The following is a 17,928-nucleotide window of genomic DNA, read 5'->3' as shown; positions in this document are numbered from 1 at the left end:
TTAATTAGATAATCCGTTGTGAATAAAGCGAATTAACTCGCTAGGTTAGCGATTATCAATATCTTCAAGAGCGTCGACTATTTACACATAGCGGCGTTCTTTTGCTAAGTGGTTATAACGTGCTATGTTGTTTTTTTAAGTAATTAAGGGAAGCAGCATGGGATTATTAGATTCGTTAATGGGCAACGCATCAGAAGTCAATTTAGAAGAGTTAACCGAAGAGTTAGCCCCTATCATGGGTGACAATGAACAACTGCACTTGGCTTATAAAGTCATTAGAGACATGTTTGTGTTTACCAACAAGCGCCTCATCCTAATCGACAAGCAAGGTCTAACTGGCAAGAAAGTTAGCTACCATTCTATTCCCTACAAGGCCATCACCCATTTTGAAGTGGAAACTGCGGGACGATTCGACATGGATTCAGAGTTGAAACTGTGGATCTCAGGCCAGAAAGAACCACTAGTGAAAGAGCTTAAAAAAGGCACCGATGTGGTCGGCATTCAAAAGACCATCGCCAACTTTTCTCTTTAGGTTTATGTGACTTGTTGGATAACAAGGTTCAAGTCTCTTTTCGTTAATCAAGCTTCGCTTGAATCTTTATAGTTAGACTGCGCCTAACAATTAACGTCGTGGAATTCCATTCCACACCTGGGCAAGGAGGACTGCTCGTCCTCATCCTCCTTGCATTCACCTATGACGCCCCTGCGAAGTTAAATGCATTGATTACGGGTCTCATACTTCAACTAAAATAGCCTAACGGCTCAGATGCTACATCCTTGTAGCTCCGAGCCTAAACCATCATCCATGATGGTTTGACGGTATTTTTGTCTATGTACTTCGATAACTTCCAAAGGGGAATTGTTGTAACCTGCAGCAATGTTTGGAGTCGTCATGTTTCAATTGGTTACGATCCCTTTATTTTTTAATTGTAGGTAGAACTTTAATTTTATTAAAATAAGTGTGAGCCTCATTCCAGCTACGGTATTCAAACCATCTATACCCTTATTTTTATTACCTTAATATGACACAGTGCGCCCGATTTTTGACATCATTGATATTTTTAAGGGCAACATGTAGTTTGCAGTGATTAGCAGCTAAGGAGTTATAGCTGGCTGTATTTTATCCTTTTTTTAGTTTCACTATAAAATCAAATCGAAGAGATAGATGAATAGGCGTTGATGAGACTGCGAGTTTCGATTTCAGGGCGAAGTTGCACCAATTGCAACTCTTTGAGCGTGAGGTTGGGTCGTTCTCAGGCTCCTGTCCTTCACGACATTGAGACTTCCTGTCTGGCAGATACGAACTGGCAGTTTAACAAGGAGATTATTGGAAACCGTAAAGCGGCCAGAATGATTCTTATAAAATAAAGAGCCAGCGTACCTAGAGATTACTTGCACATAAGGTCGTTCTTTCACATCCATGTGATCACGACATTGGTGCATCCTTGCACGGCACCTGCGGCAGGCAATATATGATAATGAAGGTACAACCTTCAACAGTCCAGCTCAATACCAACTCAGCCAGAAGCTAAATCAGTAAATGTAATCATTTTTCACTCGAAGGCTAACAAGCTTTCACCACGGAGGACACAGAGACCACGGAGAAGAGCAAAAACAAATCACAACATCACAAGTTAAACCGAAGCGATAACTAGCGATGAAGCAAAACATAACACTCTTCAAAGTAGATTTACCTCCATCTTTACCTCCGTGATCTCCGTGAAGCGTAGCGCTCCGTGGTGAGAATACGCTTTTGGTTTTTAGCTAAGCAGTCTAAACAAAGTTATCCATCACGGCGAATATGACAAAGCCATGCGCACATTCGTCCGTTAGGAAGCGATAGATAACGATGAAAGCATGACCTTCAAAGGCTCAACCCGATAACAATAAAGCCAAATGAACCAGACCAGAAATTGTCATCAGCCTTCATTCGAAGACCAACAAGCTTCCACCACCGCGAATATGGCAAAGCCATGGCTAATGAACGAGAAGCACGGATGCTGAACTGGCTTTTGTATATGGACATATTTTACCGAACTGGCCGTTAAACAGGGACGTTGTTGGAGCACGGAGGGCCACGGAGAGGAGAACAGATTACAATAATCAAAAGCCAAATCGAAGAGGTAGATGAACAGGTGTAGATGCGGCAGGCGATAGATAGCGATGTAGTAGAGGCCTTTAAACACAGCTTCTAATACCAACTAATTCACAAGCTTCAAGCTGGATCCTGAAACAAGTTCAGGATGACGGCTGGTTATCATCACCATGAATATGAAATGTCATCAGCCTTCATTCGAAGGCTTGCCAACTTAGCGAGAAAACGGCTATATCGTCATTAAGTGCGATATAGCACCTTAATCACATGCCAACCGAATTTGGTTTTTACTAGGTGAGGTGTGATGAGTGCTTCGTTGAAGCAGACTTTATCAAACGCTGGCACCATCTGGCCTCGCTTAAATTCGCCTAGGCTGCCGCCTTTTTTGCCTGATGGACAACTTGAGTGTTTCTTGGCAAGTACATCAAACTTTGCGCCTTTATTGAGTTTTTGAATAATATCTTCGGCCAGTTCTTTATGTTTGACCAAAATATGCAGCGCGCAAGCGGTTTTTGACATGTTTGTTAACTCTGAATCGATAGTAAATACTGATTACGGATTATACCGAGAATGAGGATAAGAACCTATCTATTTAGACCATTCGATGTCTTGACATTAACTGGCCCTTAAGTGAATATCGTTACCGAATTCAAGTATAAAACCACTAATAATTAAGGGTTTTTGGCCGAATCTAAGATTCAATCTAAGAACCCATTTAAGAATAAAAGTATCCTATCTCTTTAAGGGGAAACCTATGTTTTATCGTGCGCTTACTCTCGCGTTACTGTGTGTCATATCGTCAGCTGCCAATGCTGAAAACTACTCTATCGGAACGGGTGGGCAAAGTGGTGTCTATTATCCATTTGGGGGCGCGTTAGCTAAGGTATGGTCTGAACAGGTTCCTGATGTAAACGTGAAAGCGGAGGTGACCGCTGCGTCAGTTGAGAACACCATTAAGGTGGTTCGTGGCGACATGATTGCAGGCATTGCGATGGGCAATGTGGTATTGGATGCCTATAAAGGTGAGGGGAAGTTTAAGGGCAAGCTACCCGTTAAGACCTTGTTCGCCCTTTACCCTAACTTAGTGCATGCATTGACCTTAGATAAATCAGGAATCACGTCTTTGGCTGATCTCAAAGGTAAGCGTATTTCGCTTGGTGCACCAGCCAGCGGTACGGCGGTGACTTCGGCGGCGCTGCTTGAGTCCATCGGTATCGATGTAAAGAAGGATATTGATGCGGTATACCTTAATTACTCTGAAACCACTAATGCGCTAGCGAATGGTCAAATTGATGCAGGTTTTATTGTTGGTGGACAAGGGGTAGGTGCGGTCACTCAAGTTGCGTTAACCCATGACATTAATATCTTACCCATTTCAGATAAAGAGAGTGCGGCTTTTATTAACGCATTCCCAGCTTATAGTAGTTATACCATCCCAGCAGATACCTACAATCAGGTGTCAGCGGTGCCGACATTGAGTGTCTGGAATGTGTTGGTGGTGAATGCCAAGATGAGTGATGAGATGGCTTACAACCTGACTAAATCGACATTTGAGAACATTGAACAGGTGCGTAAAGTGGTAAAAGCTGCTGATATGACGACCCCAGAAAATGCAACCCGTCTTGAAGGTGTACCTCTACATGCGGGGGCACAAAAGTATTTTGATTCACTGCAGTAACCGATGAAAGCAGAGTTGAAATGTGACGTTTCAACTCTGGATTATTTTTCCTTTCCCTAGATTCTCCAAAACTGATTCTCCAAAACAATAATAAAGTAACAAGAGGATAAAAAAGATGGTTCCTCATTCTGATCGGCTCTCCGAGAGTGACCCAGATTTAAGCTTGGCTAAAGAGCGGACGATAAAGCTACTTGGTTATCTGGTGCTGATCACTGCGGTGGCGCTGTCGGCTTTTCAGATCTGGCAGGGGATCACGTCGACCATCTCTGCGACCTATTTCAGGCCAGTGCATCTGTGTTGGGTATTGGTGCTGATTTTTCTGCATTATCCTCTGGTGAAAAACCGTCACAGTCCGTTATACCTGCCCGGAAGAGTATTCGATCTCATGCTGTGTGGGCTGGCGCTGTTTGCCGTATATCGGATGTCGATATTTGATTACAATGATATTGATCATCTTCTTTATGGGCTGGGGACTGAAGACTTAGTCGCTGGTGTCATGTTGATTGCACTTTTGATGGAAGGATGTCGACGCACTGTCGGTTGGGTCATGGTGTTGATCGCATCACTCTTTCTTGCTTACAGCGCCTTTGGCGATCTACTCCCTGATGCGCTTGGGACTAAATCCTATTCGTTGCAGGAGTTGATTCAGTTTCAGATCTATTCAGCCAATGGCGTATTTGGTTCAGCCTTGGGTATTGCGGCAACAACGGTCTTTATCTTTGTGCTCTTTGGCGCGTTCTTGGAAGTGACGGGGGCGGGTAAGTTCTTTATCGATTTGGCTTTCTCTATCGCTGGGAAATATCGAGGTGGTCCAGCAAAAGCTGCAGTGCTGGCTTCCGCTGGTTTAGGCTCTATTTCTGGTTCGGCCATTGCCAATACGGTGACCACAGGTTCAGTCACCATTCCGATGATGAAAAAGCTGGGGTACAAACCTGAGCAGGCGGCAGGTATTGAGGCCGCAGCTTCCACTGGTGGGCAGATCATGCCGCCCATCATGGGCGCGGGGGCTTTCGTGATGGCTCAGTTTACTGGCGTTCCCTACAGTGAGATCATGCTGGCTTCCATCGCGCCTGCTATCCTCTATTTCTTTTGCACACTGCTCTATGTGCACCTAATGGCGTGTAAGTTAAATCTACAAGCTGTGAGTCGTACCGAAGCGGTGATTACTGTGATGAAACAAGGCGCTCACCACTTAATTCCACTGGCATTAATTACCACGCTGTTGATGATGGCTTATTCGCCATTATTGGTTGGAGTCGCAGGTTGCGCCGCTATCTTAGTGACAGCTGCCTTACGTAAGCACAGCCGTATCGGGCTAACTAAATTTATCGCAGGCATGAAAAACGGTGCTTTGATGGCGCTGCCGATCTCAGCAGCTTGCGGCGCGGCAGGGATCATTGTTGGTGTGGTAGGGCAGACTGGCATTGGCTTACAGTTTACCCAGTTCGTCATGGCGTTTTCCGGTGGTTACATGTTGGTGGCACTCGGTCTTATCAGCATTGTGGCGCTAATACTCGGCATGGGACTTCCTGTTACAGCGGCCTATATAGTACTGGCTGTGATGGCTGTGCCTATGTTGGGGGATTTCGGCTTACCTCTGTTAACCGCACACCTTATTGTATTCTGGTTGTCGCAAACATCGAATGTGACCCCACCCATTGCATTAGCCGCGTTTGCGGGCGCTGGTGTGGCCAATGCTAATCCAATGCAGTCATCAGTTGAGGCATTTAAGCTCGCAGGTGGTCTGTTTATTATTCCTATCATGATGGCGTACACGGATCTGCTTAACTCTGAAGCCAGTGTGTTTGAGTTCATCTTTGCCATCGCACAAACAGCGGCCATCATTATCGCAATTGCCATCTCAATCGAGGGATACCTGCTGCGTCGATTATCGACAGTAGAAAGAGTTGTTGCTCTGATGACAGTGCCGTTAATTCAACTCAATCCATTGGGAACGGGTGTTATTGGCATATTGCTGCTTGCGGGTTTGATTGTTCTGCAGTGGAAAACACGAGATGTGATAAAAGTAGGCTAGCTTGCTAGGACGCCACCTTGTGCCTACGAGGTCGTTCGCAAGCTCACTGCTAGAAAGAAGAGAAAGACGGGGGTGCTCAATCTTCTCCTTTTCGATTAACGCGTTTAGTTGTCACTATCGTGATAAGACAAGGGTTAATACCACTTGATAGTGATATTAACCCAAGCAAATATTATTGACCGAAGCTGGTCATCTCAACAGCTGAATCCCAATCACTTCGGTTTAATAGTACGAGCGCATCGCCCTTCATCTCAATACCTTGCTCTATTAAACGCAGAGGGCGAGATTTTTGCATTGCTTCTAACATCTGACGCACCGCACCTGCATTACCAAATCCTTTACCGTAAGCTGCACGCCATTGACTGATCAGCTCAGGCAATTCATGCTGAAACTGCTCTTCAAATTTGTCACCGGCTTTGCCAGCCATCAAGGATAAAATCCCCAGCAACTCATCATCAGCGTAATCATCAAAATGAATAAAGCGTGCAAATCGACGTTTCAAACCTTCGTTGGCCTGTAGAAAATCATCCATATCTTTTTGGTAGCCTGCGGTGATAACCACAAAATCACCACGTCTGTCTTCCATAAGCTTTAATAGCTCATCGATCGCCTCAGATCCAAAATCGTTTTCACCGCCTTTGGCCAAACTATAAGCCTCATCGATAAACAGGACTCCGCCCATGGCGCTATCGACCACAGCTCTAACTTTAGGGGCTGTTTGACCAATATATTGAGCCACTAAATCGCTACGTGTGACCTCGATGACTTTCTTATTCTTTAATACTCCCTTATCAAACAGCATCTCAGCTATAAGACGCGCGATGACGGTTTTACCAGTGCCTGGGTTACCGGTAAATACCATGTGATATGCCCCTTGCTCCAACACCGCTAAGCCCTCTTGTTGGCGCTGATGGTTATAAGTGAGCATGGCATTAAGTCGTCTAACTTCTTCTTTCACTCGCTTTAGGCCGATCATACTGTCAAGCACTTGCTCTCTTTGCGCTTTAGCGACCTCTTCATTCTCCTTCTCTTGTTCAACATTCTCGATTTCAGAGAAAAATTCAGCAATAGTTTGCAGTGATAAATTTGTGGCATCTTTATTACGAATATATTGATTACCACTGACCGAAATTTGGCTAGGTTTGAAACCGAACTCCAGTGAAGCGCGAGTTAAATGGACAATATAACTTTCAATTAAGCCCAGTTGCTCAGATTCCGGCATACTAAAGTGTGCTATTTTGGCATTTGGAGTGAGTTGAAGAAAATCAAAGAGATATTGTTCAGCAGTCGCTTTATCACAGTATTTGGTTCTATCAAAACGCACAGAACCAGTCACAATTGAGCGACGCATACCGGTAAAACTATTGATCTTATCTTGGCGCATCTTTGCCCAATCGATTATCGGATCACCGCTTTTAACCTCAACCCCTATCTCCTCTTTTTTCATTGTCGCAAAGTAGATGAGAAACCCCGAAGTCACAACAGGCTTAGCAAACGCATAATAATAGAGGAGGAAAACAGCCAGCGTTGTGGAGATATTGCTATATAGTTCTCCTCGGCGATAGGAGCTCCCGATGACATTATCCCAGCTATGATACATATCAATCACATATAGGTGTAATAGGAGGGCTTGCCAGATCAGCACAAGGAAAAATGCACCTAAGTACCAGCGTGAGCCATACTCCCAGTCAACCTCACTGATGCGTTCTTTAACGACATCCGAGGTAAGGCGGAGTATATTCCCGACAAGACAAAGCAAGACAACAGGGATGAGTATGAGCACTGGCGGGTTGAGAACGAAGCCTACATAGATTTCGTAGTTATACAGTACAAAAGCACCCAGAATTAACCCAAACCATAAGCGAAACTGTTCGCCAGAGAAGCTATATGTTCCCCAATCGACACACGCATTAATTAGTGGGACACAAGACAGCCTTTTATTCGCTTCACTAGGAAAGCTTTGCATTTAACACCTCAAAGACAAAAAAATAATGACACCGATATTTAATAAGCATGCTTTATATACAGAGGAGGATATAACCAAGCTTATTGTTCGATTTGAATATTGAACAGCACAAGACACAACACTCGTTCCTGACGAATGCGATACACTGATAATCGGCGAATATAATAAATTATTGATAAATATACACCAGACAATATTGATAAAAATGAGAAGGTAGTCGATAAGAATCAGTTGCTTAAGTTGTTTTCGGTCTGTAGGGGAATAAAGGCGGAGAAGGACGGCACTTCGTGCCTGCGAGGTGCTAGGGCGCTACGCTGCTAGAAAAAGCTGAGACGAACGTCGCGGGCGACTCACTTGAGTACGGAACGCGCTGCTTACAGTAAAGCTAAGAAGGACGGGCTTCGCCCTGCTAGGACGGCACTGCGTGCCTACGAGGTCGTTCGCAAGCTCACTGCTAGATCGCAGCGCTTCGAGTAAAAGACTAAAGATATTCGAAACTGCTTATCAGGTAAGCTAGCCAATATGAATAGTGAAACTGCTCACTAGAGAGCAGCTAACCTCTGGGCTGCTTGCAGTAAGGTATCATCCTCTTTGGCGAAGCATAATCGAATGACTTTATCATTGGTCGCGGTTTGGTAAAACACGCTCAGGGGAATGGTGGCTACGCCTACCTCTTTAACTAGGTACTCACAAAATGCCATGTCGTCTAGCGGTGAAATATCTGAATAATCGAGTAGTAAAAAGTAGGTGCCTTCGCTGGGGAGGATAGTAAAGCGACTCGCTTGTAGGGCGTTCACTAGTACATCTCTTTTGTGTTGATAAAAGGGGGCGAGTGCGGTGATATGTTCACTCTCTTCGGCCAGCATATCGGTTAATGCCAGTTGCGCCGGAGTGAAGCTTGAGAAGGTGACATATTGGTGAATCTTTCTAAACTCTTGTGTCAGTACCTCGGGCGCGATGCAGTAACCCATCTTCCAACCTGTGCAGTGGAAGGTTTTACCAAAGCTGGCGATAACAAAAGCGCGGGAAAAAAGTTCAGGATCGCTTAATACACTGATATGGGGTGTGCCTTCAAAGGCGATATGCTCGTAGACTTCATCACTTATCAGTAATAGCTGATGTTTGCTCACGAGTGCTTTTAATTCATCAAAGTCAGCTTGTTTTAAGGTCTTGGCGCTGGGGTTATGGGGCGTATTGATAATGATCCCGCGGGTTCTATCTGTTATCGCTGCTGCAACTTGCAGCCAGTCAATGGCATAATCTGGCGCCTGCATGGATATATGTACCGCACGGCCTCCGGCCAATTCAATCGCTGGTTTATAGGAGTCATAAGCCGGGTCGAAGATGATAATCTCATCGCCAGGATGCGTAATGGTTTGTATTGCGACAAACAGGGCTTCAGTTGAGCCTGATGTCACCGTAACAGTATCGAGTGGATTAATATCAGTGCCATATGTTCGCCCTGTGAGTGCGGCTATTTGAGCTTGAAGAGGCGCGAGTCCACTTGAGGGCGCATATTGATTAAAGCCTTGCCCACAGTATTTAGCTAAGCCTTGTTTTAGCCGTTCAGGAGTATCGAATTCAGGGAAACCTTGAGAGAGGTTAATGGCATTGTACTGATTGGCCAGCCCAGTCATAGTGGTAAAAATACTAGTGCCAAGGTGCGGTAATTTACTGCTATGAGTTAAGCTTTTCAATGGACTTTCTCTCTATGGTAAATACTCACTATTTAGTGAACTTTTTCATTTTTTCATGGCCTCATCATATTCTAAATTAACATAATTTCATATTAGGTGGATAAGCGAAGAAGGGCGGGCTTTGCCCTGCTAGGGCGGCACGATGTGCCTACGAGGGCGTTCGCAAGCTCACTGCGAGGGCGCTACGCTGCTAGAAAAAGCTGAGACGAACGTCGCGGGCGACTGACTTGAGTACAGAACGCGTTGCTCACAGAATAGCCTGCGGCTACAGGAACGGGTTGCTTACAGTAAAGCTGAGAAGGGCGGGCTTCGCCCTGCTAGGACGGCACTGCGTGCCTACGAGGTCGTTCGCAAACTCACTGCTAGATCGCTACGCTTCGAGCAAAAGACTCAAGGCAAGAGCAAAAGATATTCTCACCACGGAGGCTTCGCTACACGGAGTTCACGGAGGAAAAGATGGAGGTTGAAGCTGGGAAGAACGGGCTTCGCCCTGCTAGGGCGTTCGCTGCGTTGCGAGTAAATTCAGAGATAGATGCTGTTGATTTTCTCCGTGGCTTTCCGTGTTCTCTGTGGTGAATCGCTTTTATCTTGGAAAGCTGAGAAGGGCGGGCTTCGCCCTACTAGGACGGCACTACGTGCCTTCGAGGGCGTTCGCAAGCTCACTGCTAGGGCGCTGCGCTGCGAGTTAATAGCTTTAAGAAAAGAGAAATGTCTACGGAACGCGTTGCTCACGGAATAGCCTGCGGCTACAGGAACACTGCGCTTACAGTAAAGCTAAGAAGGACGGGCTTCGCCCTACTAGGGCGGCACAGCGTGCCTTCGAGGTCGTTCGCAAGCTCACTGCTAGGGCGGCACTGCGTGCCTGCGAGATTTTAGGGGGCTTGGCTGCTAGTAAAGCTAAGAGGGTGAGCTTTGAATCTATCGGTCACTTCGTTCGTTTCGAATCTTTGCTGATTAAACATGAGAACTTTAACTGTGGTTTCCTTACCTAATTATTATGTTATGGATTTATTTTTATGGGGTGGATAGATAGCAAGTTGCACCCAGTCAATTTTGCAAGTGAAGTTAGTTAGGAGGAATTTGGATCATGAAGAAAGAGCAAGATTTTACCGAGGCTGAACTTATCGAGATGGCTGAAATTCTGGAACGATATCAGGGGCAGATGTTGAAGGAAATTGAGTCAGTGATAGGGAAGCATGTTCAAGCCGCCAGCTCCGAGTTGGTGAGCACTGACCCAGAACTGGCTAATTACGACTATTTTTCGGCAGTGGTTTTGGGAGAGCTGTTCTCCAAACTGCATGGAGGGGATAAAGATACAGCAGGAATAATCATATACAACCTTCAAGGGCAGGCAGACTTAAACAATTGATCGTAAATCTGAGAAGGGCGGTAAAGCGAAGAAGGGCGGGCTTCGCCCTACTAGGACGGCACTGCGTGCCTTCGAGGTTCTAGGGCGCTGCGCTGCGAGTTAAAAGCCTTAAGAAAAGAGAAATGTCTACGGAACGCGTTGCTCACGGAATAGCCTGCGGCTACAGGAACGCGTTGCTTACAGTAAAAGCAAAACTGAGCATTTGTCATTGCTGTCATCCCGAGCTTGTTCCGGGATCCACTGATTAAACATGAGAACTTTAACTGTGGTTTCCTTACCTAATTATTATGTTATGGATTTATTTTTATGGGGTGGATAGATAGCAAGTTGCACCCAGTCAATTTTGCAAGTGAAGTTAGTTAGGAGGAATTTGGATCATGAAGAAAGAGCAAGATTTTACCGAGGCTGAACTTATCGAGATGGCTGAAATTCTGGAACGATATCAGGGGCAGATGTTGAAGGAAATTGAGTCAGTGATAGGGAAGCATGTTCAAGCCGCCAGCTCCGAGTTGGTGAGCACTGACCCAGAACTGGCTAATTACGACTATTTTTCGGCAGTAGTTTTGGGAGAGCTATTCTCTAAACTGCACGGAGGGAACAAAGATACAGCTGGAATAATCATATACAACCTTCAAGGGCAGGCTGGCTTAAACAGTTGATAAAGACAGGACAGCCTATTTTTTTGACCTTCCGAGGCCAAACGAAGGCGAACGCACAATGGCAGATGTACTGCTGAGTACACAATATAGAGAAACTACAAAGCTGGTTGTATTAAGGCTGATAGCCTTTTTACCATCAGAATCAGCCGCGATAACCATGTAACAGGCATATAAAAGTCATTCAGGCTTACCTAAACTGAAATCTCCGCTAAAAACTCTTCAAAGAATAAACCCAAGTGAAAAAATTGAATAGCCATATGAACTTCGGTACTGTCATTGTGTGGGTTAAAAATTAATCAAAAGTGAGTCGTTCTACAGGCTCGTTATCTGCCAATTTAAATGCTGTTAGTTAATAACCACTATTAATAACTTTATAAATATTTAACAAGGAAAAGTTAATGAAAAAATTGATCGTATTATTCATATTCTCTATTGGGTTTTGTATGTCGTTATCAGCCAGTGAGAAAGAGGGGGATAGAGGTATAACTAAAGAACGCCTCGTCGGTTCGAAAGCCATATCTGCTGATGGACTAGTTGCATCTTATGACTTTGAAACCTATACCAGTGATGGACTATTACATGATTTTAGTCCTCTTGAGAATCACGGTAAGCTGATAGGAAAGCCAAGCATTGGAAAAACATTAACTTTTTCCAAAAAAGAAGATGTCGTTATTCTTCCTGATAATTCAAACTTAAATTTGACCGGCCCGATAACGGTTGCAGCCCGACTTAAGATCACGACACCAAATTTACACCAACATGTCTTTGCTTGTAATGACTTGTTTGTTCTTTGGCTAACAAACAGTAATAAATATCGATTTGCCGATACGCTAGGGCAAGGCTTTACAACAGAAAAAGGTGTTGATGTTGTGAGTGAAGGCAAATGGCATACAGTTGTCGCTGTACTATCCGCGAATAAGGGAGATTCGCTCAACAAAGAAAACATTAAAATTTTTATTGATGGTGTTCAAATGGACGGAAATCATGAAAAAACATGGGCACCAACAGAATTAGCAGCTACTAATGCATGTGTTATCGGTGGAACTCGCAATGGAGTGCAAGGCCATCAAGACCTTCCATTTAAAGGCTCTATTGATGAACTTCAGATTTATTCCAGAGCTTTTACGGATGAAGAAGTAAAAATTTATGCAAATTATGGCCTGTAAAAGTGCAGGTTCTATTTGCTAACCAAAGAAAAGACAGGACAGTCATATCTTTCTTGAGTACAGAACGCGCTGCTCACGGAATAGCCTGAGCCTACAGGAATCACAGTAAAAGCAAAACTGAGAATTTGGCACTGCCGTCATCCCGGGCTTGTTCCGGGATCCATTATCTCTTGTAAAAACAAAGATATTCTCTTTTGATCCTCTCCGTGGCTCTCCGTGTTCTCTGTGGTGAATCGCTTTTATCTTGGAAAGCTGAGAAGGGCGGGCTTCGCCCTGCTAGGACGGCACTGCGTGCCTACGAGGTCGTTCGCAGGCTCACTGCTAGATCGCTACGCTTCGAGCAAAAGACTCAAGGCAAGAGCAAAAGATATTCTCACCACGGAGGCTTCGCTACACGGAGTTCACGGAGGAAAAGATGGAGGTAAAACAAAGACAGTTCATGGTGTAAAAAGAAAATGAAAAAGATACTGATGCCCTGTCTTTTAGCTAGAAAGCTGCGTTGGGATAAGTTCAAAAGAAAAAAGTTTAAGACTCAGGCTGTTGCACTTCTCCGTGGTCCTCCGTGTTCTCTGTGGTGAATCGCTTTTATCTTGGAAAGCTGAGAAGGGCGGGCTTCGCCCTGCTAGGACGGCACTGCGTGCCTACGAGGTCGTTCGCAGGCTCACTGCTAGATCGCTGCGCTTCGAGTGTCGATCAAGGCAAGAGCAAAAGATATTCTCACCACGGTGAATATGGCGAAGCCATAAGCTTATGAACGAGATACAGGGACTGTAGAACTGGCTGTTAAACAGGGACGTTATTGTGCTTCGCTTCACGGAGATCACGAAGGAAGAGATGGAGGCAAGGAAAAGTGAGGAGGTAGTAAATTCTACCTTTTGGCTATAAATGGCGGTTAACGACTCTGCTTAACTCTCTTTTAAGGTGGCTAACACCGCTAGCCCTTCCTAAGTTGAAGTTAATAGCTAGTTTAGGTGGTTCTTAACTACATGGTTTTAATCATAAAAATAGACCGTCTCGTTCGACATCTTGTATACGGAACTGTATATTACTTTTCAACATAACAAGGATGAACCCTAATGTGGCTAGTGGTTAATATCACACAAACAAACTGTTAGTTTTTACAAGGAGTATTGGCATTGTCAGCAGAGAACTTTTTAAATGCAGAAACGGACACTTTTGGTGGAATAATTAAGGGTGATAATAAGTTTAAAGTTCCATTGTACCAAAGGGATTATTCATGGAACAAAACACATTGGAATGATCTGTGGTTAGATATTGAAACTAATAGAAAAAATGACTCTAAACATTACATGGGATCAGTAGTTTTAGTATCTAAAAATAAAAAACAATACGATATTATTGATGGTCAACAACGATTAACAACTCTTACTATATTAGTATTAGCTGTCGTTGACGCATTGAAAAACTTAGTTAAACGTGAAATTGATGTTGATAATAATGAAAAGAGAATAGAACTGTTAATTACAGATTTTATTGGAAAGAAATCATTATCATCCTTAAATTATGAAAATAAAATTGAATTAAATGAAAGTAATAATCCTTTCTTTTCTACTTACCTCACTAATTTTAGAAAACCAATAAACATTAAATCAACAATAAAAAGTAACAAATTACTTTTTGACTGTTTTAACTATTACAAAGAATTAATCAAAGAAGAAATATTTAAGGATGAAGATGTTTCGTCATTAATTTCGTTTGTGGAGTATATTTCTGATAGCTTGTTGTTTATTCAAATTACTGCAACAGATGATTTAAGTGCTTATCTTATTTTTGAAACATTAAATGATAGAGGGTTAGATTTATCAGTTACGGATCTACTGAAAAACTATTTATTTTCAATTGTGGATGATTCGGATAAAAGTCATGTTAAAAATATCTGGGATGTAACTATTAATCATGTTTCATACTCGGGTTTTCCCAAGTTCCTACGTCATTACTGGATGATGCAAAATGGTTTGATTCAAGAGAAAGAACTATTTAAAACTGTAAAAAGGCATATCAACACACCTAAAACAGCGTTTAACTTGCTAAATAGTATGAGTGAAGTTTCAGAGGTTTATGCCGCTCTGAGTGAATCAAATCACCAATTATGGGAAGGTGATGAAAAAGTTAAAAAGCATATTAGGGAATTAAGCTTGTTTAACGTTACCCAATGTTACCCTCTCTTGATTAATTCATATTTATACTTAGAACATGATGACTGGGTTGCTACATTAAGAATATGTTCAGTAATATCATTTAGATATATGGTTGTGTCCGGTTTGAATCCAAATGCTTTAGAGTCAAAATATAATGATGCTTGTAAAGCAATAAATGCAGGGACTGCAAAATCTGCAAGAGATATATTTTTAATATTGCAGCCACTTTATGTTAGCGATGAAGATTTTGAGCGTAATTTTGAATCAAAGTCTATTAGAACGAAAAGATCTGCTAAATTGGCCAGATATATAGTTTATAGCATCGAAAATCACCTGTCAGAACACGTATTTGATTTTGAGTTTGATAATGGTTCTCTTGAACACGTCCTGCCAGAAAACCCATCTGCGGAGTGGAATGACAATTTCCCTAAAGATATCGAGGAAAGCTTTATTTATAGGCTTGGTAATTTCACATTATTAGAACCTGACAAAAATCGTGTTATTGGTAACAAAAACTTTGAAAATAAATCAGATGTTTATAAAACAAGTAGATATGAACTAACAAAAAGATTTGGTTTTCAAAAATGGAATCAAGATAACATTAAAGCTAGACAAAAGTATTTAGCAAAACAAGCTAAAGCTATTTGGCATCTACCTTACGCGTAAAAAAACAATAGAGAGGGCATATATGGACGCTCGCGGTGTGTCAAGACAACACTCTCATAGCTAAGGCTATTTGGTCTTAGCTTTTCTACATTTTGCGTCTCTTCGCATACTGCTAATTGATAGACTCTTTTCGCTTTAAGCGATAGTGCTGACCTTTTTGTTAATGGGAGAGACGGGCTTAACGAGCTTTAGCTTGCGCCTCTGATGAATTCCGCGAGAAAAGTAGGATAGGCATAACTCTTATCTATTCCAAAAATAAAAGACAGGGCAGTCATACCTTTTGTTTTTGAGCTATTTCTTACTAGGTTTTAACTTATCTGACTTGGGCCTTTATTATGAAGAATGATACGGGGTAGCTTGCTTGTCAGAATCCAGTGTAGATACAGCTGTAGACGTTGGTGGCATGGATGCCACCGTCGAGCTTACAGGGATTGTACTTGTAGCGTTCTACTGAAGTGTCTGCACATTCCTCGCCGGGGAGGCGTTAGATAACAATGTAGCTTTGGTATCTAGCAAACTCAATAAATACCAAACCAGTCAAATTAAGCTGCAAAAGCTTTAATTGCCTTAGCTAAGGCAAACAACCCATTAGTGCGTGAGGGGCTTAACTGTCCCGTTAGCCCTAACATATCGAAATAACCCTCAATATCAAATCCGGCAATCTCTGCTGAGGTCTTGCCGTGACAAGCGGTCAATAACAGGCCGATGAGCCCTTTCACGATGCGTGCATCGCTGTCGGCAATAAAATAGTGTTTACCTTCGATTGCACTATGATAAAGCCAAGCATTGCTTTCACAGCCTCTAACCTGAGCTGATTCAACGCGATAGGCTTCATCAAGTTTTGGCAGGGTTTTGCCCAATAACATGATTTGACGATAGCGCTCTTGCCAATTGTTGGCATTTTCAAATAGAGGCAATATGTCAGAGCTGTTAAGCTCAAGCGCTAAAAAACTCTCTGTAGTGGGTTGTGGTACTTGACTCATATTCGACCTAATTTGAATGTTTACTATATTAAAATAAAACCGCGTTTGGCTTCTTATATTGATTGGTATTAGCTTTGCCGTCTTAGCCTTTCCTAGCACCTAGAACCTAGAACCTTCTCTTCCTCGAACCTTCTTTTACAACAACATATCTTTTACTGATTTCAGCGCGTCGATAAAACGGTCGATATCCTCTTTACTGCTATATATTCCCAGTGATGCGCGGCAACAGCCCTTGATCCCTAAGCTTTGCATTAACGGCATAGCGCAGTGATGACCACATCGTACTGCAATACCTTGTTGATCGAGAAGAATGCCGACATCTTGATGATGTTCATCGGCAAGGTTAAATGCCACGGCGCCGATATTGTTGTCATTGGCGCCATAAAGGGTGATGTCACCTAACTGTTTGAGCTGGGTTTGCAAGTAGTGAAGAAGTTCAGCTTCTTGCTTGGCAATGTCGGCTCTTGGGAGGGCGTTGATAAAATCAATCGCCGCACCTAATCCGATAACCTCTGCAATTGGCGGCGTACCGGCTTCGAGTCGATTGGGAAGCAGATTAAATTGAGTTGCCTCAAAGCTCACTGTTTTAATCATCTCTCCGCCAGTGATAAGCGGTGCGAGGGTGTCCAATATGTCAAAGCGTCCGTAGAGAACCCCAACACCAGTGGGGCCATACATTTTGTGGGCGGAGAAGACATAAAAATCACAATCCAACGCTTGTACATTTACCTCGAGATGCGCGATAGCCTGTGCGCCGTCGACTAAGGTCAGTGCGCCAGCGCGTTTAGCGCGAGCGACCAGATCGCTGACAGGATTGAGTGTACCTAGCGCGTTGGAAACATGACTGAGTGCCACAATCGCTGGCTTTTCTAGTAAAAGGGCATCGAAAGCGGCTTCATCAAGTCGACATTCCTCGGTTAGCGGGATGGGCTTGATGATGGCTCCCGTGCGTTTGGCGAGTTCTTGCCAAGGCACGATATTGGCATGATGGGCTGCGGTGTCGATCAATATGAGATCACCGGCTTTAATCTGCCCGGTTAAGCCGTGCGCGACCATGTTGATTGATTCTGTGGTGCCGTGGGTAAAGATGATCTCTTCACGCTGCTTAGCATGGATAAAATAGGTCAGGCTGTCACGCACTGCTTCATATTGGCTGGTGGCTCTTGATGAAAGCTGGTGTGCAGCTCGATGAACATTGGCATTATCTGTTTCATAATATCGGGTCATGGCTGCGATGACTTGCTTAGGCTTTTGGCTGGTGGCCGCAGTGTCTAAGTAGCACAGTGGGTAGCCTGCTAAAGTCTGCTCTAGTGTGGGGAATTGAGCGCGCAGCTGGGAAAAGTCCATGATTAGGGTCCGATTGTTTATGACAAAAAAATAAGGCGATAAGATCTTGGGAGATCTTATCGCCTATTGCAAGCGGCTTTTACTGCTAAAGCACGTTTATGCGCTTAT

The 17,928-nt window shown here is 43.5% G+C and carries 12 protein-coding genes; 7 read left to right on the top strand and 5 right to left on the bottom strand.

Annotated elements, in window-relative coordinates:
• The first annotated feature begins 157 nt into the window (after positions 1 to 157).
• Complete coding sequence (locus FN961_RS17530; RefSeq protein ID WP_144041475.1) at positions 158 to 532, top strand: PH domain-containing protein; 375 nt, start codon at positions 158 to 160, stop codon at positions 530 to 532.
• A 1,803-nt stretch (positions 533 to 2,335) separates the two neighbouring features.
• On the opposite strand, the gene ppiC is transcribed toward FN961_RS17530, so the two are convergent.
• Entirely contained in the window at positions 2,336 to 2,614 is a 279-nt protein-coding gene (ppiC, locus tag FN961_RS17525) for a peptidylprolyl isomerase PpiC (protein WP_144041474.1), read from the bottom strand.
• Positions 2,615 to 2,849: 235 nt separating this feature from the next.
• Here ppiC and FN961_RS17520 point away from each other — a divergent pair, with 235 nt between their 5' ends.
• Together FN961_RS17520 and FN961_RS17515 are read left to right on the top strand one after the other, a co-directional pair.
• Complete coding sequence (locus FN961_RS17520) at positions 2,850 to 3,773, top strand: TAXI family TRAP transporter solute-binding subunit (protein WP_144041473.1); 924 nt, start codon at positions 2,850 to 2,852, stop codon at positions 3,771 to 3,773.
• 115 nt (positions 3,774 to 3,888) lie between these two features.
• Complete coding sequence (locus tag FN961_RS17515) at positions 3,889 to 5,808, top strand: TRAP transporter permease (protein WP_144041472.1); 1,920 nt, start codon at positions 3,889 to 3,891, stop codon at positions 5,806 to 5,808.
• 172 nt (positions 5,809 to 5,980) lie between these two features.
• Here FN961_RS17515 and FN961_RS17510 read toward each other — a convergent pair whose 3' ends face one another.
• Both FN961_RS17510 and FN961_RS17505 read right to left on the bottom strand, forming a co-directional pair.
• A complete protein-coding gene (locus FN961_RS17510; protein WP_144041471.1) occupies positions 5,981 to 7,774 on the bottom strand; it encodes an AAA family ATPase in 1,794 nt (597 codons plus the stop codon).
• A 542-nt stretch (positions 7,775 to 8,316) separates the two neighbouring features.
• The gene (locus FN961_RS17505; protein ID WP_144041470.1) at positions 8,317 to 9,471 is read right to left on the bottom strand and encodes a methionine aminotransferase; all 1,155 of its coding nucleotides are present in this window, start codon (positions 9,469 to 9,471) and stop codon (positions 8,317 to 8,319) included.
• Positions 9,472 to 10,558: 1,087 nt separating this feature from the next.
• Here FN961_RS17505 and FN961_RS17500 point away from each other — a divergent pair.
• The 4 genes from FN961_RS17500 to FN961_RS17485 all read left to right on the top strand — a co-directional run bounded on the left by FN961_RS17500 (position 10,559) and on the right by FN961_RS17485 (position 15,490).
• Positions 10,559 to 10,840 carry a hypothetical protein gene (locus FN961_RS17500; protein ID WP_144041469.1) on the top strand — a complete coding sequence of 94 codons (282 nt, stop codon included), beginning with the start codon at positions 10,559 to 10,561 and terminating at the stop codon, positions 10,838 to 10,840.
• Positions 10,841 to 11,217: 377 nt separating this feature from the next.
• Entirely contained in the window at positions 11,218 to 11,499 is a 282-nt protein-coding gene (locus FN961_RS17495; RefSeq protein ID WP_144041468.1) for a hypothetical protein, read from the top strand.
• 398 nt (positions 11,500 to 11,897) lie between these two features.
• The gene (locus FN961_RS17490; RefSeq protein ID WP_144041467.1) at positions 11,898 to 12,665 is read left to right on the top strand and encodes a LamG domain-containing protein; all 768 of its coding nucleotides are present in this window, start codon (positions 11,898 to 11,900) and stop codon (positions 12,663 to 12,665) included.
• 1,136 nt (positions 12,666 to 13,801) lie between these two features.
• A complete protein-coding gene (locus tag FN961_RS17485; protein ID WP_185972826.1) occupies positions 13,802 to 15,490 on the top strand; it encodes a DUF262 domain-containing protein in 1,689 nt (562 codons plus the stop codon).
• A gap of 542 nt (positions 15,491 to 16,032) precedes the next feature.
• Here FN961_RS17485 and FN961_RS17480 read toward each other — a convergent pair.
• Together FN961_RS17480 and FN961_RS17475 are read right to left on the bottom strand one after the other, a co-directional pair.
• On the bottom strand, positions 16,033 to 16,473 hold the full coding sequence (locus FN961_RS17480) for a SufE family protein (RefSeq protein WP_144041465.1): 441 nt from the start codon (positions 16,471 to 16,473) through the stop codon (positions 16,033 to 16,035).
• 135 nt (positions 16,474 to 16,608) lie between these two features.
• Positions 16,609 to 17,820 (bottom strand): cysteine desulfurase, encoded by a 1,212-nt coding sequence (locus tag FN961_RS17475; RefSeq protein WP_144041464.1) that lies wholly within the window; start codon positions 17,818 to 17,820, stop codon positions 16,609 to 16,611.
• Positions 17,821 to 17,928 lie beyond the last annotated feature (108 nt).

The organism is Shewanella hanedai, from assembly GCF_007197645.1.
Classification (GTDB): Bacteria; Pseudomonadota; Gammaproteobacteria; order Enterobacterales; family Shewanellaceae; genus Shewanella; species Shewanella hanedai.
This window is presented reverse-complemented; position numbering and strand designations above follow the sequence as displayed.

Bases quoted from the DNA above. Each gene is read 5' to 3' on its own strand.
- FN961_RS17530 (WP_144041475.1), top strand. From the start codon at position 158: ATGGGATTATTAGATTCGTTAATGGGCAACGCATCAGAAGTCAATTTA.
- ppiC (WP_144041474.1), bottom strand. From the start codon at position 2,614: ATGTCAAAAACCGCTTGCGCGCTGCATATTTTGGTCAAACATAAAGAA.
- FN961_RS17520 (WP_144041473.1), top strand. From the start codon at position 2,850: ATGTTTTATCGTGCGCTTACTCTCGCGTTACTGTGTGTCATATCGTCA.
- FN961_RS17515 (WP_144041472.1), top strand. From the start codon at position 3,889: ATGGTTCCTCATTCTGATCGGCTCTCCGAGAGTGACCCAGATTTAAGC.
- FN961_RS17510 (WP_144041471.1), bottom strand. From the start codon at position 7,774: ATGCAAAGCTTTCCTAGTGAAGCGAATAAAAGGCTGTCTTGTGTCCCA.
- FN961_RS17500 (WP_144041469.1), top strand. From the start codon at position 10,559: ATGAAGAAAGAGCAAGATTTTACCGAGGCTGAACTTATCGAGATGGCT.
- FN961_RS17495 (WP_144041468.1), top strand. From the start codon at position 11,218: ATGAAGAAAGAGCAAGATTTTACCGAGGCTGAACTTATCGAGATGGCT.
- FN961_RS17490 (WP_144041467.1), top strand. From the start codon at position 11,898: ATGAAAAAATTGATCGTATTATTCATATTCTCTATTGGGTTTTGTATG.
- FN961_RS17480 (WP_144041465.1), bottom strand. From the start codon at position 16,473: ATGAGTCAAGTACCACAACCCACTACAGAGAGTTTTTTAGCGCTTGAG.
- FN961_RS17475 (WP_144041464.1), bottom strand. From the start codon at position 17,820: ATGGACTTTTCCCAGCTGCGCGCTCAATTCCCCACACTAGAGCAGACT.